This is a genomic window from Pseudomonas sp. FBCC-B35, assembly GCF_059133755.1.
This window is the reverse complement of sequence record NZ_CP101439.1, coordinates 963,618-987,912: the sequence shown is the minus strand read 5'-3', so window position 1 is coordinate 987,912 and position 24,295 is coordinate 963,618. Positions and strand designations below refer to the sequence as shown.

The following is a 24,295-nucleotide window of genomic DNA, read 5'->3' as shown; positions in this document are numbered from 1 at the left end:
TTCTCACTGATCGCGGCGCTCGTACTCGCCTTCGATCACATTGGGCCGATGGCCCCCGTCACGCGGGGGCTGGCCCTGCAAAGGGTCATCCTGAAACGCTCGCTGGCGGGTCGCCTGGGCCTGGGCACGCTCGCGCATCTTGCGAGCCGCCAGACGGCGGGTGAAGGGCAACAGGCACAGCAGGCCGAGCACGTCGCTGATGAAACCGGGGATCATCAGCAGCCCGCCGCCGACCGCCAGCATCATGCCATGGAACATGTCCTCGGCAGGCAGCTCACCGCGTTGCAGGCTTTCACGCGCACGCAGGGCCGTGGCCAACCCGGCGACTCGCATGACCAAGACCCCGAGGGCGGAGCCGGCGATAATCAGCAGCAATGCGGGGAAGAACCCGATGGCACCGCTGACTTTCACGAAGACGAACAGCTCCAGCACTGGAAACAGCAGAAGCAGCAGTAGAAAAACACGCATCAAAGCATTCCTCGTCGCAAGACACCCTTGCAGTAAGACCTACAAATGGATGCGTGTGCTCCGCTTTTCAAGCAGGTATTTCGCTCGAAGCCGGCCAGCGGTCGGCGCGGGCCAGAAAAACCAAGGCTTCGCGCACTTGTGTCGGCGTATTGCAATGAGTCGGAAATGCCAACCAGTGGATCGCCTGGCCGATGCGCAGGTGCATCCCTTCGCTGTCGATACCGACCAACTGCGCAGGCATGTGGCTGGGAAGCTGGGCAAGCTGCACATAGTGCGCGATGGCCACGGCATGGTCGCTGTTCATGTGCTCGATCATGCCGCTCTCGACCTTGCCGGCGAACGGATTGGCCAAGGTCACCTTGTCGAGCCAGTGGATGGCACCGAAGCCACCGATGTAGCGATGCCGTACCGGCTCAAGCACCCAGAAATCGAAGTCGTGAGCCTGGTGGTAGTCGGCCGCGTCCGGGAAGTAGCGGTAATAGCGCAGGGCCGCTGCCTCGATGCTGGCCGGGTCCTGCAGCTTGCTCGCCTCGGCCATGACGGTCAGTCGCCCGACCGCCTGCACGTCCTGCGCCTCACGCTCGCCCACCAGCAGCGAACACTTGGCGTCCTTGTGCAGGTTATGCGTGTGCTGGGCGATACGGCTGATCAGGATGAGCGGCCTGCCCTCTGCATCGAGGCAATAGGGCACGACCGAACCGAACGGGAAACCAGGCATGGACTTGGAATGGGTCGACAAGACCCCCCGGTATTCCTTGAGCAACAATTCCCGGGCAGGACGGACGGCGTTCTCACTCACTTCGAAACCCCTCGATGAAACCCTGCAGGCAGCAGGCGGTGATGGCAGGCACAAGACCGACAAGGGCAGGCCTGACTCCAATCGCCCAGCTTAACCCCGACGGCTTACCAGGTAACGCCAAAGCCTGCAGTGTAGCGGGTCTTGTCCAGGTCGCTCTCGCGGGTGCCACTGATGATGTCCTTCTCGGCCTTGAGGTTCAGCGACGCCCAGTCGGTGACCTTGTAGCGCAGGCCCACTTCGGCGTCCAGGGAATAGTCGGCGACATTGCCCAGGGGCTTTGCCAGCTCGCCGTTAGTGAACAGCTGCACCTTCTTGCCGATCAGGTAGCGGGTGTAGTCCCACTTCACGGCGGCGGAATAGAAGTTGTCCTTGTCACCGTCCTGGTACTCGAAGTCGGTACGGTTGATCAGCGAGCCCAGCGAGAAGGCACCCAGCTCGTCGTCCCAGAACTGGTAGCCAGGGCCAGTACCCACCGTGCGCTGGCGGGCGAGGTCTTCGATACGGTCACGCTTGTACTCGGCACGCCCCTGCCAGAACCATTTCTCGGTCAGGAAGCGGTCCAGCGCATACTCGGCGCTCCAGTTGTCGGTGGTGGTGACATCGTCCTTGGTCTCGCGGTTGTACTCGCCTTCGGCGTTATGACGCCAGCGCCCATGGCGTGCAGTGGTCTTGAAACTGACGTCGTAGTCGTCGGTGTCGTTCTCGGCCCGCTTGTAGTCCAGCGCCACATCGACATTGCCTTTCCAGACCAGGTCCTCGACCACCGGCTTGGGCTTCATGATCTGCTCGATGCTCGCCAGGTCCACCGTCTTGGGTGCCTCGCCGTTGGCCAGGGTCACTTTGCCTGCCTCGGCAGCCTGGAGCGACTTGGCCTTCTCGCCGGAGTAGGCATCCTGCTTGACCAGCAGCTCCTGGTCGCTTTCAAGGGTCTTCACCTGTTTCCAGTCCAAGGCGATCGAACCGCCGTAAGGCGTTTCGAGCAGCAGCTTGCCGCCGTCGAAGACCTTGATCTTGCCGCTCAGGCGGTCGCCATTTTTCATCCAGACAGTATCGGCGAACGCCGAGGAGACGCAGCAGGAGGCGGCGAGCAGTGAGAGCAGTAATTTGAAGGACATAAGCGGGCTACAGGTTCGATTTGGCGAGAAAACCGGGCATTATCCAGATGCAACCGGCAAGAGCAAGCAAAGACCTGCCACGCGCCGATGAGTTCCACTCTCATTTGCCGGCCGTTGGTCAGGTTTCATGTACACCCCAGGGAGGGCCTGGTGTTCGACGCGATGGAGCATACCTTGGAAACTGCAGAGGGCCGACGGACGGCATTGTATTCAGTGCTCGGCCAGGTGCCTGTCGGGCGCGTGGTGAGCTATGGCCAACTGGCAGAGCTTGCCGGGCTTGGCAAGGCCGCCCGGTGGGTGGGCCGCACGCTGTCCCAGTTGCCTGAGGGCACGCGTTTGCCTTGGCATCGGGTGCTGGGCGCAGGCGGTCGCCTGAGCCTGCCTTCAGGTACGCCATCGGGCGATGAGCAACGGGCCCGTTTGCGTGCCGAAGGCGTGCACGTGGCCAACAATCGCGTGGATATGACGCGCCATGGCTGGCGCCCGATGGAGCACAGCGGTTAGAGTGCGCGCTTTGTCCTGGAAACTTGAGGCAGATGTTGGTCCATGCCCCGTAAAACCTGGCGCGCTGCGCTCGCTGCCTATGCCAGCCCGTCAACCCTGGTGCTTTTGCTGCTCGGCTTCGCGGCCGGCCTGCCTTACATGCTGGTGTTCTCGACCCTCTCCGTATGGTTGCGCGAAGCCGGCGTAGCCAGGGAAACCATCGGCTATGCCAGCCTTATCGGCCTGGCCTATGCCTTCAAATGGGTGTGGTCGCCGCTGCTGGACCAATGGCGTTTACCGCTTCTGGGCGGCATGGGGCGTCGCCGTTCCTGGCTGCTGCTGTCCCAGGCACTGGTCGTGGTGGGCCTGGTCGGCATGAGCCTGTGCGACCCGCAACAGCACCTTTCGTGGCTGATCGCCCTGGCCGTCCTGGTGGCCTTTGCCTCGGCCACCCAGGATATCGCCGTGGATGCCTACCGCCTGGAGATCGCCGATGACCAGCGCCAGGCGGCCCTGGCCGCCAGCTACATGGCCGGTTATCGCGTCGCCGCCCTGCTCGCCACCGCCGGCGCGCTGTTCTTTGCCGAATGGTTTGGCTCCACCGGGTTCAGCTACCTGCACAAGGCGTGGGCCGGCACCTATGTGATGTTCGCAGTCATGATGCTTCCGGCCCTCTTCACGACCCTGGTCATGCGCGAGCCACCCGTGCCCCTGCGCACCCAGCTTTCGGCAGCCCGCTACGGGTTGGCCCACCAGTTGGCCTCGGTGTTCGTGCTCATCATCCTGCTGGTGTCGGTGCCGGCCAGCTTCACGCAGATGTTCAATACAGGCTGGTCGAGCGTGATCTCGGGCGACGCCACGCCCCTGGACCTGCTGCTCGAGGACCGCGCCTTCCTGCGCTTGATCCTGTACGTGCTGCTGTCCTGGGCTTGCCTGTCGAGCCTTGGGCGCCGCGGCCTTGCGCCGGTGCTCACGCCCATCAATGACTTCATCGTGCGCTACCGCTGGCAAGCCCTGCTGCTACTCGGGCTGATCGCCACCTACCGCATGTCCGACACGGTAATGGGCGTCATGGCCAACGTGTTCTACATCGACATGGGCTTTACCAAGGACCAGATCGCCAGTGTCAGCAAGATTTTCGGCCTGATCATGACCTTGGTGGGCGCCGGCGTGGGCGGCCTGCTCATCGTGCGCTTCGGCATCATGCCCATTCTGTTCATCGGTGGCGTGGCGTCAGCCGGCACCAACATTCTGTTCCTGATGCTGGCGGACATGGGCCCGAATCTGGAAATGCTGGTGGTGACCATTTCGCTGGACAACTTCAGCTCCGGCATGGCGACTTCAGCCTTTGTCGCCTACTTGTCGAGCCTGACCAACCTCAAGTTCTCGGCCACCCAGTATGCGCTACTGAGCTCGATCATGTTGCTGCTGCCACGCTTGATCGGTGGCTATTCCGGCGTCATGGTGGAGAAGTTCGGGTACCACGATTTCTTCCTGATCACCGCGCTGCTTGGCGTGCCGACCTTGATCCTGATCGCCTTGCAGTGGCGCCAGGACAGCACGCCCGGCCAGTCGGCCAGCCCACCTGCCCCGGCCTCCGAGCAGCCCTGAACCGCCTGCCTTGCAAGGGCAAGGCATGTGTACCGCCTAAGGCATCACAGCCGCTTGGGCACTGCGCGCCCTTAACAGCGACCACAGCGGCCACAGGGCTAGCCCCCCTGCCACACTGGCCGCCACGGCAAAGTGCAAAAGGCTCGCCCCGGCACCGATCATGGCCAGCAAGGCCCCGCCTAATCCCAGCAGCGCGATGGTGATCATGCCGAGCATGGCCGAGACCAGGCCTTTGCTTTGAGTGCTTGCGAACAATGTCATGCGATAGAGCACGGCATTGGCGATACCCAGGCCCAGTGCGTAGAGCGACAGACCTGCCACCAGGCTGATAACGCTCGGCCATACCCAGGTTGCCACCACCATCAGGCAGAGCCCTGCCACATAAGGCCACAGCGCACCGCGCACCAACGTCGGCAGCGGATGACGGTCGGCAATGTGGTTGATGATCAGGTTGCCCAGAATCAGCCCACCAAACACCGGCAACTGCCACAGGGCATAGGCGAGCGTGCTTAGCCCTTCATCGTGGATGAGCAGCACCGGGGACAGGCCAATCCAGCCGATCAACGGCAGACCAACCAGGCCCAGGGCGGCGCTGCCGGCGACGAAACGCCGGTTCGACAGCAGCTGCCCGTACCCGGCCAGCAACGGCAACAGGTGGATCGGGGTGAAGGCCAGGCGCGAGCCGTCGCGCCGCTCCACACCCAAGGTTTCGGGCATCAACCGATACAGCAGCAACCAGGCAACCACAGCGCCAATGGCAAACGCCACGAACAACCAGCGCCAGTCCAGCCATTGCAGCATCAGCGTCCCCACCAAAGGCCCCAGCAGTGGCGACAGCAAGGCGATATTGGCCAGCAAGGCCATCATGCGCACGGCATCCGCCTCGCTGAATGCCTCGTTGAGTGCGGGATAACTGACCGTGACCACAAAACCCAGTCCGATGCCTTGCAGCAGACGCAGCAGGTTGAACAGGCCAATGTCATGGACCCAGAAGGTGCCCAGGCACGCCAGGCCGAAGAATGCGCAACCGGTGAGCAGCAGCGGTCGGCGGCCGTAGCGATCGGCCAACGGCCCGATCAGCCATTGCAGCAAGACACCCCCGAGCAGGTAGAGATTGAGCGCATGGGGAATGTATTCGGGGCCGGCCTTGAGCTCGCCCACCACAACGGGCATCGCCGGCATGACGGCGTCGCTGGCCAGGTAGGTCAGCAGCTCGAACAGCGCGAGTGTCAGGCCAAACAACAAGGCCCGCAGCGGGGTGATGTACAGCAGTGGTTTCATGATGGTTTACGAAGATGACGGTGGGACGAGGCTATATGCCAGAAATCCCGATGACTGACTGTGAGCAAGTGTAAGCGCGCGAATAGATCCCCTTGAGCAACGAAGCCCGCCCTGCGCGCCCAGCAGGCCCTGTGAAGGACGCTGCTGAACCCGGAGGGCGGGCTCGATCGATGCCAGCCTGTGCTGAGGCCTTACTGCGCGGCCGTTTCCTGCACCACGCGAATGACCCGCTGCGGGAACGGAATGTCGATCCCTTCCGCCTTCAAGCGGTCACGTGCCTGCTCGTTGAGCATGAAGATCACGTCCCAGTAGTCCGAGGTCTTGGTCCACAGACGCAGCGAGACGGTGATCGAGCTGTCACCCAGGGTAGACACCACCGCCACAGGGGCAGGGTCGGCCAGCACACGTGGGTCCTGGGCCAGCTCCAGCAGGACGTTGCGCGCCTTCTGCAAGTCAGCCTCGTAGTCCACCCCCACGTCGAACACCACCTTGCGGGTGGGTTGGCGGTTGGTGTTGGTGATGATCCCGTTGGACAGGGAGCCGTTGGGCAGGATCACGGTCTTGTTGTCGCCGGTACGCAGCACCGTGTGGAAAATCTGGATGCTGTCCACGGTACCGCTTACGCCCTGCGCCTCGATCCAGTCACCGATGCGGAACGGGCGGAACAGCAGGATCAGTACGCCGCCTGCGAAGTTCGCCAGGCTGCCTTGCAACGCCAGGCCGATGGCCAGGGTAGCACCACCGATGGCCGCCACGAAGGAGGTCGTCTCGATACCGATCATCGAGGCCACGCTGATGGCCAGCAGGATCTTCAACACGATGTTGGCCAGCGTGCGGATGAAGTTCTGCAGCGCCGGGTCGTGGACTTTCAGGCCCACGAGCCGTGCCAGCCGGTCGCTGACGATGTTGGTCACCCACCAGCCGATGGCGAGGGTCACCAGCGCCAGCAGCAGGCGGCTGCCGTACGCCATGATCATGGGAATCCAGTTTTCGGATTGGCGGACCAGCTGATCGACTTCAGCACTCAAATCCATATTCATCTCCTGATGCCGAACGGCGATTGCACAATACGTCAGGCCGCCTGCATTTCAGCGGCCAGGCCCCCATGGACAGCCGTGAGTGCACGGGGGTTCCGGCGGCCCGGATCAGTCGCGGAAGTTGTTGAACTGCAGCGGCATGTCAAATTCCTTGGTACGCAGCAAGGCGATGGCTTCCTGCAGATCATCGCGCTTCTTGCCAGTGACCCGTACCTGCTCGCCTTGGATGGCGGCCTGGACCTTGAGCTTGCCATCCTTGATGGTGGCGACGATCTTCTTGGCCAGGTCCTTGTCGATGCCCTCGCGGAACTTGGCCTCCTGCTTTTTCTCCTTGCCGGACGGATAGGGGTCCTTGGTTTCTAGGCACTTGACGTCGATCTTGCGCTTGACCAGGGCCAGGCGCAGGATTTCGATCATCGCCTCGAGCTGGAACTCTTCCTCGGCCGTGAGCATGACGGTCTGCTCTTTATCCTTGAACTCGAAGCTGCCCTTGCCCTTGAGGTCGTAGCGGCGGTCAAGCTCCTTGATGGCATTGTCGACCGCGTTCTGCACTTCGTGCTTGTCCAGTTCCGATACCACGTCGAACGAAGGCATGGTTACTCTCCCAAAATAAAAGCGCGCTCGGACTGAAGATGGAGCGCGCTGGGTTTGACGGTTAAAATGCGGGCTCATTATAACGGTTGCGAAACGCATATGAGCAGCACCTGGCACATTCTCGGCGCAGGAAGCCTGGGCAGCCTGTGGGCCTGTCGTCTGGCGCGGGCCGGCAAGGCCGTGCGCCTGATCATGCGTGACAGCACGCGTTTGCAGGCTTACCAGCAAGTGGGCAGCCTTGGCTTGCTGGAACAGGACCTGACCGCCCACTACGCCATACCGGCCGAGACAGCCCAGAGTGATGGGCCGATCCACCGCCTGCTGGTGGCCTGCAAGGCCTATGACGCGGCGCCGGCCGTGGCCAGCGTTGCCAGCCGTCTTGTGCCCGGCGCCGAGGTGCTGTTGTTGCAAAACGGCCTGGGTAGCCAGGACGAGGTGGCCAGGCAGGTGCCGCAGGCCCGCTGCATCTTCGTCTCCAGCACCGAGGGCGCCTACCGGGAACGTGACTGGCAGGTGCGCTTCGCCGGGCAGGGGTACAACTGGCTGGGGGACCCGGGCAATCCTGCTCCACCGCCGTGGCTCGAGGATTTGCAAGCAGCGGGTATCCCTGCCCAATGGAGCCCCGATATCCTCAGCCGGCTCTGGCGCAAGCTGGCCATCAACTGCGCGATCAACCCGCTGACCGTGCTGCACCAATGCCGCAACGGGGGCCTGCTGGGCCATCTCGATCAGGTGCAGGCACTGTGCGTTGAGCTCGAGCGTCTGTTGCGTCAGTGCGGCCAGCCGCAGGCCGCTCAGGACCTTGAACAGGACGTGCAACGGGTCCTCCTGGCCACTGCCACCAACTACGCTTCGATGTACCAGGATGTGCGGGCTGGCCGGCGTACCGAAGTGCAGTACCTGCTTGGCTATGCTTGCCAGGCAGCCCGCCGACATGGGCTGCACCTGCCGCATCTGGAACACCTGCTCCAATGCCTGGTCGATAACTTGCGCGTGCGGGGCTTGCCCTGCGACTGACGCGGCCCTTGAACCCACACGGACATCGCCTTGCCCATGACGCTGCGTCAACGCCTGGAGAACCTCCCCGTCGGGCAGAAGCTGCTGGCAGCTTTGCTGGTCTTGCTGGTGACCATTCTGCTGGTGGCGAACCTGACCTTCATCAGCGCCGCCTACTGGATCACCCAGGAAAGCATGGCACCGCAAGCGCTCCAGACCATCGGCCGGCTGGTCTCCAACCCTGAGCTGTCGACCCGCGCGGCAGACGACCCCACCTCGGCCCAGGCGCTGCTCGATGAACTGGACAGCTATGCGCCGCTGCGCGCCGCCGCCTTGTATGGCAGCGACGGGCGCATGCTCGCCCAATTGCAGCATGGCGCCCCCCTCACACTGCCCAAGCGGTTTCGCAACATAGAAGGCTGGCGATTCATGGAGTTTCGCAGCACGCAGCTGATTCGCCTGCCACGGGCCGGTAGCCCGCCGGGGCATTTGCTACTGGTAGCCAGCAGCGAGCTGCCCACCGCCTTCTACACCGGCACGCTCAGCGCGAGCCTGGCCATTCTGGTGTTCAGCGTGCTGTTGTGGCTCTTCATCGCCCGGCAGATCAAACGCCTGATCACGCAGCCGATCAACCAGCTCGAAGAGCTCAGCCGCCAGGTCACCCGTGAGGAGAGCTACGCGCTGCGAGCCCGACGCGGCAACGACGACGAGATCGGTAGCCTGGCCAATGCCTTCAATACGATGCTCTCGCGCATCGAGGCCCGGGAGCACCAGCTCAAGCGTGCCCGGGACGAGTTCCAGAGTGCCTACGACCAGGCCCAGGGGCTTGCCGAGCAAACGCGTCATACAAACCGCAAGCTCGAGCTCGAAGTGCAGGTGCGCAGCAAGATCGAGAAAAAGCTCACAGGCTTTCAGAACTACCTGAACAGCATCATCGACTCCATGCCGTCGGCCCTGATCGCCTTGGACGAGCAGCTGTACGTGACCCAGTGGAACCAAGAGGCAACGGCGTTATCCGGCACGACCCTCAACGAGGCGCTCAACCAACCGGTGTTCATCGCCTTCGCACCGCTAAAACCCTTCTTGCCACAGTTGAAGGACACGGTGGAGCGGCACCGGGTGGCGAAAATCGAGCGTGTTACCTGGCACAAGGATGATGAGCCGCGGCATTACGCATTGACCTTCTACCCACTCACCGGCGGTGGAGGCCGGGGCGTGGTGATCCGGATCGATGACATCACCCAACGTCTGTCGCTCGAAGAAATGATGGTGCAGTCGGAAAAGATGCTCTCGGTCGGTGGCCTGGCGGCCGGCATGGCCCACGAAATCAACAACCCGCTCGGGGCCATCCTGCATAACGTGCAGAATATCCGCCGCCGCCTGTCACCTGATCTGCCGCGCAATCTTGAGCAAGCCCACGCGCTGGGCATCGACCTGACCACGGTCAACGCCTACCTGCAAAGCCGCGAAGTGCCTCAGTTGCTCGATGGCATCCAGCAAGCGGGTGCCAGGGCCGCCAAGATCGTCACCCACATGCTCAGTTTCAGCCGTCGCAGCACGCGCGAACTGGCGCCCTGCGACCTCCCTGCCTTGATTGACCAGGCGGTGGACATAGCAGGCAACGACTTCGACCTGGCCATTGGTTTCGACTTCAAAGGCCAGGCCATCGTGCGCCAGTTCGACCCGGCGCTGGGGCCTGTGCCCTGCACCGCCAACGAACTGGAGCAGGTATTGCTCAACCTGCTCAAGAACGCCGCCCAGGCCATTCACCAGCGCCCGGCACCTTGCGAGCCAGGCCGTATCATCTTGCGCACACGGCTTGCGCCGCCCTGGGCAGAAATCCAAGTGGAGGACAATGGCGTGGGCATGCCCGAAGCCGTGCGCAAGCGCACCTTCGAGCCCTTCTTCACGACCAAGGAAATCGGCCAGGGCACCGGTCTTGGGCTTTCGGTGTCGTACTTCATCATCACCAATAACCACAAGGGGCAGATGGAGGTGCATTCCACGCCTGGGCAGGGGACCTGTTTCACCCTGCGCCTGCCCCTCGGCCAGCCGCATCCGCCGCTGCCGGTCACCACGGAGCAATGACATGGGCTACCGCTTGTCCAAAATCTATACCCGCACTGGCGACACAGGTGAAACCGGCCTGGGCGATGGCCGGCGTGTACCCAAGGATCATCCACGCATCGAAGCCATCGGCGAAGTGGACAGCCTCAACAGCCAGCTTGGCCTGTTGCTGGCCGGCCTGGATGAACAAGGTCTGGACGAAGTCAGCCGCGTTCTGGCGCCCTGCCAGCACCGCCTGTTCGACCTGGGCGGGGAGCTGGCCATGCCCAGTTACCAGGCCCTGACCACGGCAGAGGTGGAGCGGCTGGAGGCGGCCATCGATGAGTGGAATGACGAACTGGGCCCACTGAAGAATTTCATCCTGCCCAGCGGGTCGGCCCTGGTCGCCCAAGCACACGTGTGCCGCAGCCTGGCACGCAGCGCCGAGCGACGCTGCCAGCACCTCAATACCGTAGAGCCGCTGGAGGGTGTCGGCCTGGCGTACATCAACCGCCTATCGGACCTGCTGTTCGTTGCCGCCCGTATCATCGGCAGGCGGCAAGGCATTGCCGAGGTCCTGTGGCAGCCGGCCGAAAAACCTCAAGGCTGACGCCAAGCGCTTGCCGCACCGGTCCGGCGTCAGAGGGTCGGCCAGAACGCCCTGATACCCGCAACGCCCTGCGCCCCGGCTAGCCAGGCCTGTTCGCGGTCCGCTGGGCCCATGCCACCGAGCAGGTACACCGGTTGGTCGAACCCGGCAATCAGGTGCTGGGCCTGTTCCCAGCCAAGCGGCGCGGCCTCTGGGTGACTTTCGGTACGCTGGACCGGCGACAGGGTGACGAAGTCGACCCCCATCTGCTGGGCCAGGGCAAGCTCCTCGGCAGTGTGGCAGGAGGCGGCAAGCCAGCGCTGGACCGGGAACGGCCTGCCCTTGTCGGCATACTTGCGCAACTGCGCTGCCGTCAGGTGCCAGCCTGCCGACGGGAAGTCGCCTAACCACTCCAGAGGCCCCTTGAGCATGAGCTGGGCCTTGCCCGCGCATAACCCCACCGCATCAACCGCCACATCGCGGTACTTGGGGTCGTACATGTCCGGTGCACGCAACTGGATCAGCCGGATGCCACTGGCCACGGCCTTCTGGATACCCTTGAGCATGTCAGGCACGTCCAGGCCGTCGGGTGTGATCAGGTATTGATCCGGCAGCCGGGCAGCGTTGACGATGGGCTTGTTGGCCTCGGGAAACGCATGGTCCGGCAGCTCACGGGGCGCGACCCAGGCCAGCGGTTGCCCCTCGGCGCCATGGGGTTCACCGTTGAAGGCCTCGACCTCGCGCACCTCGAGCAGTACGTGTTTGTCGGGGTAGTCGTGACTGACCTTGATCAAGGGCCGCGAGCGCGTTACCTGGATGCCCAGCTCCTCGTCGAGCTCACGCGCCAGCGCGGCCTCGACGCTTTCACCGGGCTCCACCTTGCCTCCCGGAAACTCCCAGAGGCCGCCCTGGTGTTGGGTGTCGGCGCGGCGGGCGATGAGTATCCGCCCGTCCATGCCCCGAATCACGGCTGCAACGACGTGAACCCGTTTCATCGGTCACACTCCGTCACGCCAGCTGTGGGCAATGGGGTTGGCATAAAGCTCATGGTTCTGCTCCCTTGGCATTGAAACATCGGGACCGCGAGCGGCCCCGGCTGCATCAGGTGCGGTACTCGGCGTTGATTTTCACGTATTCGTGAGAGAGGTCGGTGGTCCAGATGGTTTCACTGCACTGGCCACGGCCAAGGTCGATACGGATGGTGATTTCTTCCTGGGCCATCACCCGGGCGCCCTGGTCTTCGGTATAGCTCGGGCTACGACCGCCCTGGCTGGCAATGCACACCTCATCCAGGTAGACATCGATCAGGCTCACATCCAGCGCGGGCACGCCGGCACGCCCAACCGCTGCGAGGATGCGGCCCCAGTTGGGATCGGAGGCGAACAGTGCGGTCTTGATCAGCGGCGAATGCGCCACGGCGTAGCCGACGTCCAGGCATTCCTGAGGGTTGCCACCGCCGTTGACCTGCACGGTCACGAACTTGGTCGCCCCCTCACCGTCACGGACAATGGCCTGTGCCACCTCCATGCAGACCTCGAACACAGCCTTTTTCAAAGCTTCGAACAGGGCTCCGCTGGCTTGGGTGACTTCCGGCAGGTCGGCCTGGCCGGTGGCGATCAGCATGCAGCAGTCGTTGGTCGAGGTATCACCGTCGATGGTGATGCGGTTGAACGATTTGTTGGCCCCGTCCAGCATCAGGTCCTTGAGCACGCCTGGCGCGACCTTGGCGTCGGTGGCGATGTAGCCCAGCATGGTCGCCATGTTCGGGCGGATCATGCCCGCGCCCTTGCTGATACCGGTCACGGTCACGGTCACGCCGTCGTGCTGGAACTGACGGCTCGCGCCCTTGGGCAAGGTGTCGGTGGTCATGATGCCGGTGGCCGCTTCAGCCCAGTTGTTTTCCGACAGGTTGTCCAGGGCAGCTTGCAAGGCACCTTCGATCTTTTCCACCGGCAGTGGCTCACCGATCACACCGGTGGAGAACGGTAAAACCGACTCGGCGGACACACCAGCAAGCTCGGCGAGTTTCGCGCAGGTCCGCTGCGCCGCTTCCAAGCCGGGGGCGCCCGTGCCGGCGTTGGCATTGCCCGTGTTGGTCAGCAGGTAGCGTACGGTACCCTGCACCCGCTGCTTGGCCAGGATCACGGGGGCGGCGCAGAAGGCATTGAGGGTGAACACACCGGCCACACTCGAACCCTCGGCGCAGCGCATGACCACCACATCCTTGCGCCCCGGGCGCTTGATGCCGGCGGAGGCAATACCGAGTTCGAAACCCGGGACGGGGTGCAGCGTAGGCAAAGGACCAAGACCAACAGCCATTGGAGCGCTCCTAGAAAATACGTGTGGTGAAAAAAAGGGCCGCTGTGCGGCCCATCTTTGGCAAGCCCGGGCGAACCGGGCATACCGCATGGCTTGAATCGACGCAGCTCAGGGCGGCGCTGGCGTGTCGGCGATGGGCTGCGCAGTAGCCCCTTGGCAGTGAGCAGCCAGCACGGCGCCGTGCGCCCTGTGACGGCCTTGCGGTCAGATCACTCGATCTGGCCGTGGCAGTGCTTGAATTTCTTGCCCGAACCACACCAGCACGGCTCGTTGCGACCCAGTTTCTGCTCGTTGCGCACAGGCTCGGCAGCCACGGCTACCTCAGCGCCCTCCTCGGCCAACTGCTCGCTTTCAAGACCAGGTGCGGGCGCGTGTTCGAACTGCATGCGGCTGGCCAACTCTTCGGCGTCGCGGCGCAGGCGTGCTTCTTCCTCGGCAGGGTCTTCGCGGCGAACCTGAACGTGCGAGAGCACACGGATGGCATCGCGCTTGATCGACTCGAGCAGTTCCTGGAACAGGGTGAACGACTCGCGCTTGTACTCCTGCTTCGGGTTCTTCTGGGCGTAGCCGCGCAGGTGGATACCATGACGCAGGTGGTCCATGGTCGACAGGTGGTCCTTCCACAGGTCGTCCAGCACACGCAGCAGGATCTGCTTCTCGAAGGTGCGCAGTGCTTCCATCCCGGCCTGGTCTTCTTTCTCGGTGTAGGCCGTGGTGATTTCGTGCAGCAGCTTCTCGCGCAGGGTCTCTTCGTAGAGGTGGTCGTCTTCGTCGAGCCACTGCTGGATCGGCAACTTCATGGCGAAGTCACTGGACAGCGAGGCTTCCAGGCCGGCCACGTCCCACTGCTCAGGCAGCGATTGCGGCGGGATGTGCTGGCTGATGGTGGCGTCGAGTACTTCCTTGCGGAATTCGGCGATGGTGTCGCCCACGTTCTCTGCGGCCAGCAGGCTGTTGCGCATGTGGTAGATGACCTTGCGCTGCTCGTTGGCCACGTCGTCGTATTCGAGCAACTGCTTGCGGATATCGAAGTTGCGGCCTTCGACCTTGCGCTGGGCCTTTTCGATGGCGTTGGTGACCATGCGGTGTTCGATGGCTTCGCCCGACTGCATGCCCAGCGCCTTCATGAAGTTCTTCACCCGGTCAGAGGCGAAGATGCGCATCAGGCTGTCTTCGAGCGAGAGGTAGAAGCGGCTGGAACCCGGGTCACCCTGGCGACCGGAACGACCGCGCAGCTGGTTGTCGATACGACGCGATTCGTGACGCTCGGAGGCGATGACGTGCAGGCCACCGGACTCGATCACCTGCTGGTGACGCTTCTGCCAGTCGGCCTTGATGTGCGCGATCTGCTCGGCCGTTGGGTTTTCCAGTGCGGCCACTTCAGCTTCCCAGTTGCCGCCCAACAGGATGTCGGTACCGCGACCGGCCATGTTGGTGGCAATGGTCAGCGCGCCTGGCGCACCGGCCTGGGCAATGATCTCGGCTTCCTTCTCGTGGTACTTGGCGTTCAGAACCTTGTGCTCGATGCCTTCCTTGTGCAGCAGGTTGGACATGTGCTCGGAGGTTTCGATGGTGGCCGTACCCACCAGCACCGGCCGGCCTTGCTTCAAGGTTTCCTTGATGTCGGCGATGATCGCGGCGTACTTCTCTTCGGCGGTCAGGTACACCAGGTCGTTGTGGTCCTTGCGCGCCAGGGGCTTGTTCGGCGGAATGACCATCACGTTCAGGGCGTAGATCTGGGCGAACTCGAAGGCCTCGGTATCGGCGGTGCCGGTCATGCCCGACAGTTTCGAGTACAGACGGAAGTAGTTCTGGAACGTGGTGGAAGCCAGGGTCTGGCTCTCGGCCTGAATGTTGAGGTTTTCCTTGGCCTCGATGGCCTGGTGCAGGCCTTCGGACAGACGACGACCCGGCATGGTACGCCCGGTGTGCTCGTCGATCAGCAGCACCTGGCCGTCCTGCACGATGTACTCGACGTTGCGGTGGAACAGCTTGTGCGCGCGCAGACCGGCATAGACGTGGGTCAGCAGGCCCAGGTTGTGCGCCGAGTACAAGCTCTCGCCCTCGGCCAGCAGGCCGACCTGGGTCAACATTTCTTCGATGAACTGGTGACCGGCTTCGTTGAGCTCGACCTGGCGGGTCTTCTCGTCGATGGTGAAGTGGCCTTCCTGGGTAACCTGGCCTTCGACTTCCTCGATGTGCTGGGTCAGGCGCGGGATCAGGCGGTTGATCTCGATGTACAGCTTGGAGCTGTCCTCGGCCTGGCCGGAAATGATCAACGGCGTACGGGCTTCGTCGATGAGGATCGAGTCCACTTCGTCGATCACTGCGAAGTTCAGCTCACGCTGGAACTTCTCGTCCTGGCTGAACGCCATGTTGTCGCGCAGGTAGTCGAAACCGAATTCGTTGTTGGTACCGTAAGTGATGTCGGCAGCGTAGGCTGCGCGCTTTTCTTCCGGCGGCTGGAAGGCCGAGACGATACCGACCGACAGGCCGAGGAACTCGTACAGCGGGCGCATCCAGTTGGCGTCACGACGGGCGAGGTAGTCGTTGACGGTGACCACGTGCACGCCCTTGCCGGACAATGCATTGAGGTAGACGGCCAAGGTACCGACCAGGGTCTTGCCTTCACCGGTGCGCATTTCCGCGATCATGCCCTCGTGCAGGGTCATGCCGCCAATGAGCTGAACGTCGAAGTGACGCATGCCCATTACGCGCTTGCCAGCCTCACGGGCGACGGCGAAGGCTTCGGGCAGCAGTTGGTCCAGTGTTTCGCCTTTGGCCAAACGCTCCTTGAACTCGGCAGTCTTGCCACGCAGCTGCTCGTCGGAGAGGGCCACCATCTTCTCTTCGAAGGCATTGACGATACTCACCGTCTTGAGCATGCGTTTGACTTCACGCTCGTTCTTGCTTCCAAAAAGTTTCTTTAACAAAGGCGCAAACATATTGGCAGGATCTTCCACACGTAGGGATGGAGGGCGGCCCCATGAGTCGCCCGTGCAGCCCTAAGGCCGCATGCGAACGAGCATTCTACCCGGAAACGATGGTGATGAAAGTGGTGGATTCCACGATGCTGGCACAGCGCTTTTACAGGGGCGTGTCTTAGATAGGGGCATTTCCCCTGAGTTCAAGACCTGGAAAGATGAAAGCGTTCAAGACTCGCCTGTGCGCGCTGCCTTGCAGGGCCTGGCCCCGGTAGCGTCAGGCGCAGCGCTTGGCCAGTGGGCTCAACCGCCGGGTGATCGGGACAGACGCTGAAGTGTTAGACTGCCCTACTTGTAACCTCATGCGTATACCCATGGCCTACAAACCCTCCCCCGCCCAGCCGCCCTCGGCGTTGCTGCGCCAGGTTCGCCCGCTGCGCCTGCTGCTCAACCAGGCCGAGCGCCTGGAGCACCTGCAACGCCTGGTCGAAGGCCAGTTGCAGCCGGCTGCACGCGAGCACTGCCACGTGGCGTCATGGCGTGACGGTACCTTACTGCTTGTGGTAACCGATGGGCACTGGGCCACGCGCCTGCGTTACCAGCAAAAGCGCCTGATGGCGGCGTTGCAGGCAACCGATGCGTTCGGCAACCTCAGGCGTATTCTTTTCAAGGTGCAACCACCCTTGGTACCCGCCAAACGCGGCGGGCATGCGACCGAGTTGTCCAACAGCGCGGCCGAGAGCCTGCTGCAGACGGCCGAAGGCATCACTGACGCGAAATTGCGGGCCGCACTTGAGCGCCTGGCGGCGCATGCGCAGGCCAAGGACTGACCGATTTGCCAGGGGGCTTCGGGCGGCAGCAACCAAGATTTTGAAGGCGTTACAGACTGCGCTGTTCAGCCTGATGGTGCGAGCCATCCTCGGCGGCGCCGGGTTTGGATGGCCGCCAATACTCACAGGTGCATGCGCGCCTGGATCATATCGAGGATGAAAGAGCCGCGCGCAAGGGCAGCCCCAGGGCCAAGCCGATGGATCGCATCCACCATCGAAGTCTGAGTCGATGCCTTTGCCGCCTCGGCGCCGCAGGATACAGTCCGACGCTGCCCCGACTTACACGGTCGGCTCGGGCCATCTGGATGGATTGATGGGTGTCTCTGCCCATAAGCAAGCCATAAAAAAGGCCACCCGAAGGTGGCCTCAATGAACTAGAGAGTGTTCGAGCTTACACAGCCGCGACAGGACGCATATACGAGATCGGCGCCGTGCTGGCATCTTCGAAAGTGACCACTTCCCAGGCATCGGTTTCGGCAATCAGCTTGCGCAACAGCTGGTTGTTCAGCGCGTGACCGGACTTGAAGCCCTTGAACTCGCCAATCAGGCTGTTGCCCAGCAAGTACAGGTCGCCAATGGCGTCGAGAATCTTGTGTTTGACGAACTCGTCTTCGTAGCGAAGACCGTCTTCGTTCAACACGCCTTCCTCATCGACCACGATGGCGTTTTCTACACTGCCGCCCAGCGCAAGGTTGTGCTTGCGCAGGTATTCGATGTCACGCATGAAGCCAAAGGTGCGGGCGCGGCTGACTTCCTTCACGAACGAGGTGCTGGAGAAGTCGACGCTTGCGCTCTGGGTCCGGTTGCGAAGCACCGGGTGATCGAAGTCGATCTCGAAGCTCACCTTGAACCCCTCGAAAGGCAGGAAGGTGGCGCGCTTGTCGCCCTCTTGCACCGTTACCTCACGCAGGATGCGGATGAACTTCTTGGCTGCGTCCTGTTCTTCCAGGCCGGCAGACTGTATCAGGAATACGAAAGGTCCGGCGCTGCCATCCATGATCGGTACTTCCGAGGCGGAGAGCTCGACGTAGGCGTTATCGATGCCCAGGCCCGCCATGGCGGAGAGCAGATGCTCGACCGTATCGACCTTGACGTCACCGTTGACCAGCGTCGTGGACATGGTTGTCTCGCCGACATTGGCCGCACGCGCCGGGATCTCGACCACAGGGTCGAGGTCGGCGCGGCGGAAGACGATGCCGGTGTCAACAGGTGCAGGCTTGAGGGTCAGGTAGACCTTCTCCCCAGAGTGCAGACCGACACCTGTGGCACGGATGGTATTCTTCAGGGTGCGTTGTTTAATCATGGCATTGGCCGCTTCAGCGCAAATTGCGAACAGTTATCAACAAAGGCTGGCGATAATACCAGACCCAACCTTTGATGAATACCAATCACCTTCATAGCCCTGATAAATTTCATTAATCAGCCTGACGACGCAGGAAGGCCGGAATATCCAGATAATCCAGGTCATCCTGAGGGTTCAGCTTAGCCGCCGCTGCCGCACCCGCGTGCGCCTGATTGCGCATGACGGTCGGGCGCTCCAGATCACGGTAGTTGACGGCTGGCTGCTCCTGACGCGCAGGGGCAGGGTTGGACGCCTCGTAGGCCTGCTGGGCAGTCTGCAGAGTGTTGTCCACCACCTTGACCGGCTTCTCGATACGCGCACCCAAGCCGGTGGCCACGACGGTGACATGCAGTTCGTCGCGCATGTCTGGGTCGATCACGGTACCGACCTTGACCATGGCATGGTCCGAGGCGAACGCTTCGATGATGCTACCCACGTCGGAGTATTCACCCAGGGACAGGTCCGGACCTGCGGTGATGTTGACCAGGATGCCACGGGCGCCCTGCAGGTTGACGTCCTCGAGCAGCGGGTTGCGGATCGCAGCCTCGGTCGCCTCGCGAGCACGGTTCGGGCCACTGGCGCAGCCGGTGCCCATCATGGCCATGCCCATCTCACCCATCACGGTGCGCACGTCGGCGAAGTCGACGTTGATCATGCCCGGGCGCTTGATGATGTCGGAGATACCGCGAACGGCACCGGCCAACACGTCATCGGCCTTGGCGAACGCGGACAACAGGCTTGCGTCCTTGCCCAGGATGGTCAGCAGTTTCTCGTTGGGGATGGTGATCAGCGAGTCGACGCTTTCGGCCAGCATGCGGATGCCTTCATCGGCGATCTGCATGCGCTTGCGGCCCTCGAACGGGAACGGACGGGTCACCACTGCCACGGTGAGGATGCCCATTTCCTTGGCCACTTCGGCGATGATCGGCGCTGCACCGGTACCGGTACCGCCGCCCATGCCGGTGGTGATGAACACCATGTTGGTGCCTTGCAGCACTTCGGCGATGCGCTCACGGTCTTCCAGCGCGGCCTGACGACCGACTTCCGGATTGGCGCCAGCACCCAGGCCCTTGGTCACGCCAGTGCCCAATTGCAGGATGGTGCGCGCACCAATGTTCTTGAGCGCCTGAGCATCGGTGTTGGCGCAGATGAACTCCACGCCTTCGATGCTGCTCTTGACCATGTGATTGACGGCGTTACCACCACCACCACCTACGCCGATCACCTTGATGACCGGGCTTTGCGGGACGTTGTCTACGAGCTCGAACATTTTCCCTCTCCTTACAGTTCTCTAGTTGTCGCGCCTACCACTACTGCTTTGAAACTTAGAAGTTGCCTTGTACCCACCGCTTGAAGCGCTCAAGCACCGGGGCCTTCGGTTCATCGCCATAGCTGTTGTTGCTGCTGCTGTTGCCGGTCAAGGGCAGGTCTTCGGTCTGCTTGTGCAGCCCGTAGGTAAGCAAGCCCACACCGGTGGAATAAATCGGGTTGCGTACCACGTCGCTCAGGCCGCGCACGCTGTGCGGCACGCCCAGGCGTACCGGCATGTGGAAAATTTCCTCGGCCAGCTCGACCGCGCCTTCCATCTTGGCGGTGCCACCGGTCAGGACGATGCCAGCAGGCACCAGGTCCTCGTAGCCGCTGCGGCGAAGTTCAGCCTGGATCAGGGTGAAGAGTTCGTCGTAGCGCGGCTCGACCACTTCGGCCAATGCCTGGCGCGACAGTTCGCGCGGAGGACGGTCGCCAACGCTTGGCACCTTGATGGTTTCACCTGCACCTGCCAGCTTGGCCAAGGCGCAGGCATAACGGATCTTGATTTCCTCGGCATACTGTGTGGGCGTACGCAGGGCCATGGCAATGTCATTGGTCACCTGGTCGCCGGCAATCGGAATGACGGCGGTGTGGCGAATGGCGCCTTCGGTGAAAATCGCGATGTCGGTGGTGCCGCCGCCGATGTCGACCAGGCACACGCCCAGCTCTTTCTCGTCGTCGGTCAGTACCGAATAGGCCGATGCCAGTTGCTCGAGAATGATGTCGTCGATTTCGAGGCCGCAGCGGCGCACGCATTTCTCGATGTTCTGGGCGGCATTGACGGCGCAGGTCACCACGTGAACCTTGGCCTCCAGGCGCACGCCCGACATGCCGAGCGGTTCGCGCACGCCTTCCTGGTTATCGATCACGTAGTCCTGCGGCAGGGTGTGAAGCACCCGCTGGTCCGCCGGAATGGCCACCGCCTGGGCGGCATCGAGCACACGCTCAAGGTCGGCCAGGCTGACTTCGCGATCGCGAATGGCGACGATGCCATGGGAGTTCAGGCTGCGGATGTGATTGCCTGCAACGCCCACGAAGGCCGAGTGGATGCGGCAGCCCGCCATCAGCTGAGCTTCTTCAACGGCGCGCTGGATCGATTGCACGGTGGACTCGATGTTCACCACCACGCCTTTTTTCAGGCCGCGGGACGGGTGTGTGCCGATCCCGACGATTTCCAGCGTGCCGTCTTCGCCCACCTCACCTACCAAGGCCACTACCTTGGAAGTGCCGATGTCCAGCCCGACGATCATTTTGCCGCTATGCGCGTTTGCCATGGTCCTGCCTCTCTCTAATTCTTCGCAACGGCGGGTTGGGCCGTCGTCGGTGCAATCGGTTCCCGCCAGCCAACGGCAAGCCCGTTGGCATATCGCAGATCGATGCGGGCGATGTTGGCGATCTGCTCTTTAAGCGTCTTGTCGTAAATGGCAATGAAACGGCGCATCTTCTCGACCAGATGGTCGCGCCCCAGCAGCAGCTCGATACCAGGCCCTGCGCTGCTCGCGCCCGTGGTCAGGAACCAGCTGCCTCGCTCGCGCAACTCCAGGCGCGCAATGGAGAAGCCCAGGGGGCGCAGCATCTGGCTCAATATCTGATACTGCTGCATGACCTGCTGCTGGGCCCGCTGGGGGCCGGCCAATTGTGGCAGGTGCTCGTAGTTGGCCAGTTCGCGCGGTGTGAAGGCCTGGCCCTGGTTATTGAGCAAGGCCGCGTCACCCCAGCGTGCCACCGGCAGTTGTTCCTCGAGGCGAATCACCACTTCGTCCGGCCATACCCGGCGCACTTCGGCATGGGCGATCCAGGGCATCTGCTCAAGCTCCTTGCGCATCGCCGGCAGGTCGACGGTGAAGAAGCTTGCGGCCACATAGGGGGCGATACGCTGCTGCACCGACTGCTGGCTGATGTAGGTCAGGTCGCCCTGCACGTCGATCTTGGTGATCGGCCGGTCGGCATACGGCATGAGCCGTATGGCCCCCTCGTAGGCGCCGAAGCCTGCGGCTACCAGCAACACCGGCCACAGCAGGCGCTTGAGGCCGCCCAGGCTTGGACGCGGCAGGCGCGCCGATACGGGCTCGTCGGCCACCAGCCGGCTGGCACCACGCGGCACCGGCTTGCTGCGGCCGGTAACGGGTTGCTGCTGACGTACCATTGCGCCCTGCATGATGATTAACCTCGCGTCGCCACGCTTTCGGCCAGGATCGCCAGCACCAGTTGCTGGAAGTCCAAGCCGGCCGCGCGGGCCGCCATGGGCACCAGGCTATGATCAGTCATGCCTGGTGCGGTGTTGACTTCGAGCAGCCAGAACCGGCCCTGCTCGTCCTGCATCACGTCCAGCCGCCCCCAGCCTTCGATGCCGATGGCATCGCAAGCGCGAGCGGTCAGATCGATCAGTTCCTGCTCCTTGGCGCTATCGAGCCCACAGGGAATGCGGTACTGGGTATCGTTGGCGATGTATTTGGCGTCGTAGTCGTAGAACACGTGGGGGGTTCCCAGGGCAATCGGCGGCAGTACCTGCCCGCGCAACACCGCAATGGTGAACTCCGGGCCGTGAATCCACTGTTCCACGAGTACCTGAGAATCGTAGTTGGCGGCATCTCGCCAGGCGGCAACCAGTTCTTGCTCGCTGTTCACCTTGGCCATGCCGATGCTGGAGCCTTCATGGGCAGGTTTGACGATAAGCGGGAAGCCCAGTTCCGTACTGGCACGCAAACAATCGCTTTCGCTGGCCAATACCGCATGCCGCGGGGTAGGAATGCCCAGGCTCTGCCACACCTGCTTGGTGCGCAGCTTGTCCATCGCCAAGGCCGAAGCCAGGATGCCGCTACCGGTGTAGGGAATGCCCAGGCACTCGAGCAACCCCTGCATGCTGCCGTCTTCGCCGCCGCGGCCGTGCAGGATGATGAAGGCACGGTCGATTTTTTCGCTTTGCAGACGCGCAAGCAGGTCATCGCCCACGTCGATGGCGACGACGTCCACGCCGGCTTCGGTGAGCGCACCTATCACGGCGGCGCCGGACTTGAGCGAGACTTCCCGCTCGGCGCTCTTGCCCCCATAGAGCACGGCGACGCGGCCGAACGCCTTGACGTCCAAGGTGCTGGGCAATAGGTCGTAGGCGCTGGTCATTTAGACGTCTCCTGCACGGCGCCGGCAAACAGCGGGCTTTTCATCAATTGCGGAGCCAGGCCACCGACATCGCCGGCACCTTGGCAGATCAGGATGTCGCCGGCACGCAGCAACGGCTGAACCAACGGCGCCAGCTCGGCGCCGCGCTCGATGTAGATCGGGTCCAGCTTGCCGCGCTGGCGAATGCTGTGGCACAGCTGGCGGCTATCGGCCCCGGGGATCGGCTCTTCGCCAGCCGGGTAGACTTCCATCAGCAGCAGCACGTTGGCGTCACCGAGCACCTGGACGAAGTCGTCGTACAGGTCGCGGGTGCGGCTGTAGCGGTGCGGCTGGTAGACGATCACCAGGCGGCGGCTTGGCCAGCCGCCACGCACGGCCTTGATCACCGCGGCCACTTCAGTGGGGTGATGACCGTAATCATCCACCAGCATCACGCTGCCGCCTTCCACGGGCAGCTCACCGTACACCTGGAACCGACGGCCGACGCCCTGAAACCCGGAGAGCCCCTGGAGAATGGCTTCGTCGGGAATGCCTTCGTCAGTGGCGATGGCAATGGTCGCCAGTGCATTGAGCACGTTGTGGTTGCCGGGCATGTTCACCGAGACTTCCAGCGGCTCGCAGTCGCGGCGCAAGACGGTGAAATGCGTCTGCATGCCTTGCTGGCGGACGTTGATGGCGCGGATATCGGCTTCTTCGCTGAAGCCGTAGGTGACCGTCGGGCGCTTGACCTGGGGCAGGATCTCGCGCACCACCGGGTCATCCAGGCACATCACCGCCAGGCCGTAGAACGGCAGGTTGTGCAGGAACTCGACGAAGGTCTTCTTCAGTTTGTTGAAGTCCCCTTCGTAGGTGGCCATGTGGTCGGCGTCGATGTTGGTGACCACGGCGACCATCGGTTGCAAGTGCAGGAAGCTGGCGTCGCTTTCATCGGCTTCGGCGATCAGGTAACGGCTGGTGCCCAGCTGGGCATTGGTGCCCGCTGCGGTCAAACGGCCACCGATGACGAACGTGGGGTCCAGCCCACCGGCGGCGAATACCGAGGCCAGCAGGCTGGTGGTGGTGGTCTTGCCGTGGGTCCCGGCCACGGCCACGCCATGGCGGTAGCGCATGAGTTCGGCCAGCATCTCGGCGCGTGGCACCACCGGAATGCGGCGTTCCAGGGCGGTTGCCACTTCAGGGTTGGCCGGGTTGATGGCGCTCGACACCACGAGCACGTCAGCGGTCGCAGCGTTCTCTGCACGATGGCCGACGAAGATCTGCGCGCCGAACGACTCCAGGCGCTCGGTCACAGGCGAGACCTTGAGGTCCGAACCGGAAACCTCGTAGCCCAGGTTCAGCAGCACCTCGGCGATACCGCACATGCCGACACCGCCGATACCCACGAAGTGGATACGGCGAATACGGCCCATCTTGGGCTGGGGCATGGCTTT

The 24,295-nt window shown here is 62.9% G+C and carries 21 protein-coding genes; 6 read left to right on the top strand and 15 right to left on the bottom strand.

The genetic code is table 11. The annotated features are described in order from the left end of the window. Positions 1 to 3: 3 nt before the first annotated feature. The 3 genes from NMB38_RS04370 to NMB38_RS04360 all read right to left on the bottom strand — a co-directional run bounded on the left by NMB38_RS04370 (position 4) and on the right by NMB38_RS04360 (position 2,382). On the bottom strand, positions 4 to 468 hold the full coding sequence (locus NMB38_RS04370; RefSeq protein WP_027914497.1) for an FxsA family protein: 465 nt from the start codon (positions 466 to 468) through the stop codon (positions 4 to 6). A gap of 67 nt (positions 469 to 535) precedes the next feature. Next, positions 536 to 1,267, bottom strand: a complete 732-nt coding sequence (locus tag NMB38_RS04365; RefSeq protein WP_027914496.1) for a HugZ family pyridoxamine 5'-phosphate oxidase — start codon at positions 1,265 to 1,267, stop codon at positions 536 to 538. Between the two features lie 104 nt (positions 1,268 to 1,371). Further along, positions 1,372 to 2,382, bottom strand: coding sequence for a DUF481 domain-containing protein (locus NMB38_RS04360; RefSeq protein ID WP_027914495.1), 1,011 nt, complete (start codon positions 2,380 to 2,382; stop codon positions 1,372 to 1,374). Positions 2,383 to 2,544: 162 nt separating this feature from the next. Here NMB38_RS04360 and NMB38_RS04355 point away from each other — a divergent pair, with 162 nt between their 5' ends. Continuing rightward, positions 2,545 to 2,886: an MGMT family protein gene (locus NMB38_RS04355; RefSeq protein WP_088522941.1), complete on the top strand. Its 342-nt coding sequence runs from the start codon at positions 2,545 to 2,547 to the stop codon at positions 2,884 to 2,886. A gap of 42 nt (positions 2,887 to 2,928) precedes the next feature. Further along, positions 2,929 to 4,476, top strand: coding sequence for an AmpG family muropeptide MFS transporter (locus NMB38_RS04350; protein WP_027914493.1), 1,548 nt, complete (start codon positions 2,929 to 2,931; stop codon positions 4,474 to 4,476). 36 nt (positions 4,477 to 4,512) lie between these two features. Here NMB38_RS04350 and NMB38_RS04345 read toward each other — a convergent pair whose 3' ends face one another. The 3 genes from NMB38_RS04345 to NMB38_RS04335 all read right to left on the bottom strand — a co-directional run bounded on the left by NMB38_RS04345 (position 4,513) and on the right by NMB38_RS04335 (position 7,388). Then, complete coding sequence (locus NMB38_RS04345) at positions 4,513 to 5,757, bottom strand: MFS transporter (protein WP_049696494.1); 1,245 nt, start codon at positions 5,755 to 5,757, stop codon at positions 4,513 to 4,515. A 191-nt stretch (positions 5,758 to 5,948) separates the two neighbouring features. Further along, positions 5,949 to 6,791, bottom strand: coding sequence for a mechanosensitive ion channel family protein (locus tag NMB38_RS04340; RefSeq protein WP_104925872.1), 843 nt, complete (start codon positions 6,789 to 6,791; stop codon positions 5,949 to 5,951). A 111-nt stretch (positions 6,792 to 6,902) separates the two neighbouring features. Continuing rightward, positions 6,903 to 7,388: a YajQ family cyclic di-GMP-binding protein gene (locus NMB38_RS04335; protein WP_110607306.1), complete on the bottom strand. Its 486-nt coding sequence runs from the start codon at positions 7,386 to 7,388 to the stop codon at positions 6,903 to 6,905. A 99-nt stretch (positions 7,389 to 7,487) separates the two neighbouring features. On the opposite strand from NMB38_RS04335, the gene NMB38_RS04330 reads away from it, so the two are divergent. The 3 genes from NMB38_RS04330 to NMB38_RS04320 are packed head-to-tail and all read left to right on the top strand — an operon-like array spanning position 7,488 to position 11,040. Beyond that, positions 7,488 to 8,405, top strand: coding sequence for a putative 2-dehydropantoate 2-reductase (locus NMB38_RS04330; RefSeq protein WP_027914489.1), 918 nt, complete (start codon positions 7,488 to 7,490; stop codon positions 8,403 to 8,405). 36 nt (positions 8,406 to 8,441) lie between these two features. Continuing rightward, on the top strand, positions 8,442 to 10,472 hold the full coding sequence (locus NMB38_RS04325) for an ATP-binding protein (protein WP_027914488.1): 2,031 nt from the start codon (positions 8,442 to 8,444) through the stop codon (positions 10,470 to 10,472). Between the two features lies 1 nt (position 10,473). Next, a complete protein-coding gene (locus NMB38_RS04320) occupies positions 10,474 to 11,040 on the top strand; it encodes a cob(I)yrinic acid a,c-diamide adenosyltransferase (RefSeq protein ID WP_027914487.1) in 567 nt (188 codons plus the stop codon). A gap of 29 nt (positions 11,041 to 11,069) precedes the next feature. On the opposite strand, the gene NMB38_RS04315 is transcribed toward NMB38_RS04320, so the two are convergent. The 3 genes from NMB38_RS04315 to secA form a co-directional block, all read right to left on the bottom strand. Continuing rightward, entirely contained in the window at positions 11,070 to 12,014 is a 945-nt protein-coding gene (locus tag NMB38_RS04315) for a Nudix family hydrolase (RefSeq protein WP_027914486.1), read from the bottom strand. Positions 12,015 to 12,120: 106 nt separating this feature from the next. Further along, positions 12,121 to 13,338: a bifunctional glutamate N-acetyltransferase/amino-acid acetyltransferase ArgJ gene (argJ, locus tag NMB38_RS04310; protein ID WP_027914485.1), complete on the bottom strand. Its 1,218-nt coding sequence runs from the start codon at positions 13,336 to 13,338 to the stop codon at positions 12,121 to 12,123. A gap of 209 nt (positions 13,339 to 13,547) precedes the next feature. Beyond that, a complete protein-coding gene (secA, locus tag NMB38_RS04305) occupies positions 13,548 to 16,283 on the bottom strand; it encodes a preprotein translocase subunit SecA (protein ID WP_023534287.1) in 2,736 nt (911 codons plus the stop codon). A gap of 353 nt (positions 16,284 to 16,636) precedes the next feature. Between secA and NMB38_RS04300 the strand changes: the two genes are divergently transcribed. Beyond that, positions 16,637 to 17,092, top strand: a complete 456-nt coding sequence (locus tag NMB38_RS04300; protein ID WP_104925871.1) for a DUF721 domain-containing protein — start codon at positions 16,637 to 16,639, stop codon at positions 17,090 to 17,092. A 391-nt stretch (positions 17,093 to 17,483) separates the two neighbouring features. Here NMB38_RS04300 and lpxC read toward each other — a convergent pair whose 3' ends face one another. From lpxC to murC, 6 genes are all read right to left on the bottom strand, one after another. Further along, the gene (gene lpxC, locus NMB38_RS04295; protein WP_023534425.1) at positions 17,484 to 18,395 is read right to left on the bottom strand and encodes a UDP-3-O-acyl-N-acetylglucosamine deacetylase; all 912 of its coding nucleotides are present in this window, start codon (positions 18,393 to 18,395) and stop codon (positions 17,484 to 17,486) included. 112 nt (positions 18,396 to 18,507) lie between these two features. After that, positions 18,508 to 19,704, bottom strand: coding sequence for a cell division protein FtsZ (gene ftsZ, locus NMB38_RS04290; protein ID WP_012274054.1), 1,197 nt, complete (start codon positions 19,702 to 19,704; stop codon positions 18,508 to 18,510). Positions 19,705 to 19,759: 55 nt separating this feature from the next. Next, a complete protein-coding gene (gene ftsA, locus NMB38_RS04285; RefSeq protein ID WP_023534383.1) occupies positions 19,760 to 21,019 on the bottom strand; it encodes a cell division protein FtsA in 1,260 nt (419 codons plus the stop codon). A gap of 14 nt (positions 21,020 to 21,033) precedes the next feature. Further along, positions 21,034 to 21,903 carry a cell division protein FtsQ/DivIB gene (locus NMB38_RS04280; protein WP_027914483.1) on the bottom strand — a complete coding sequence of 290 codons (870 nt, stop codon included), beginning with the start codon at positions 21,901 to 21,903 and terminating at the stop codon, positions 21,034 to 21,036. Between the two features lie 5 nt (positions 21,904 to 21,908). Next, complete coding sequence (locus tag NMB38_RS04275) at positions 21,909 to 22,865, bottom strand: D-alanine--D-alanine ligase (protein ID WP_027914482.1); 957 nt, start codon at positions 22,863 to 22,865, stop codon at positions 21,909 to 21,911. Then, positions 22,862 to 24,289, bottom strand: coding sequence for a UDP-N-acetylmuramate--L-alanine ligase (gene murC / locus NMB38_RS04270; protein WP_173645895.1), 1,428 nt, complete (start codon positions 24,287 to 24,289; stop codon positions 22,862 to 22,864). Before murC ends, NMB38_RS04275 begins: the two co-directional genes overlap by 4 nt. Positions 24,290 to 24,295 lie beyond the last annotated feature (6 nt).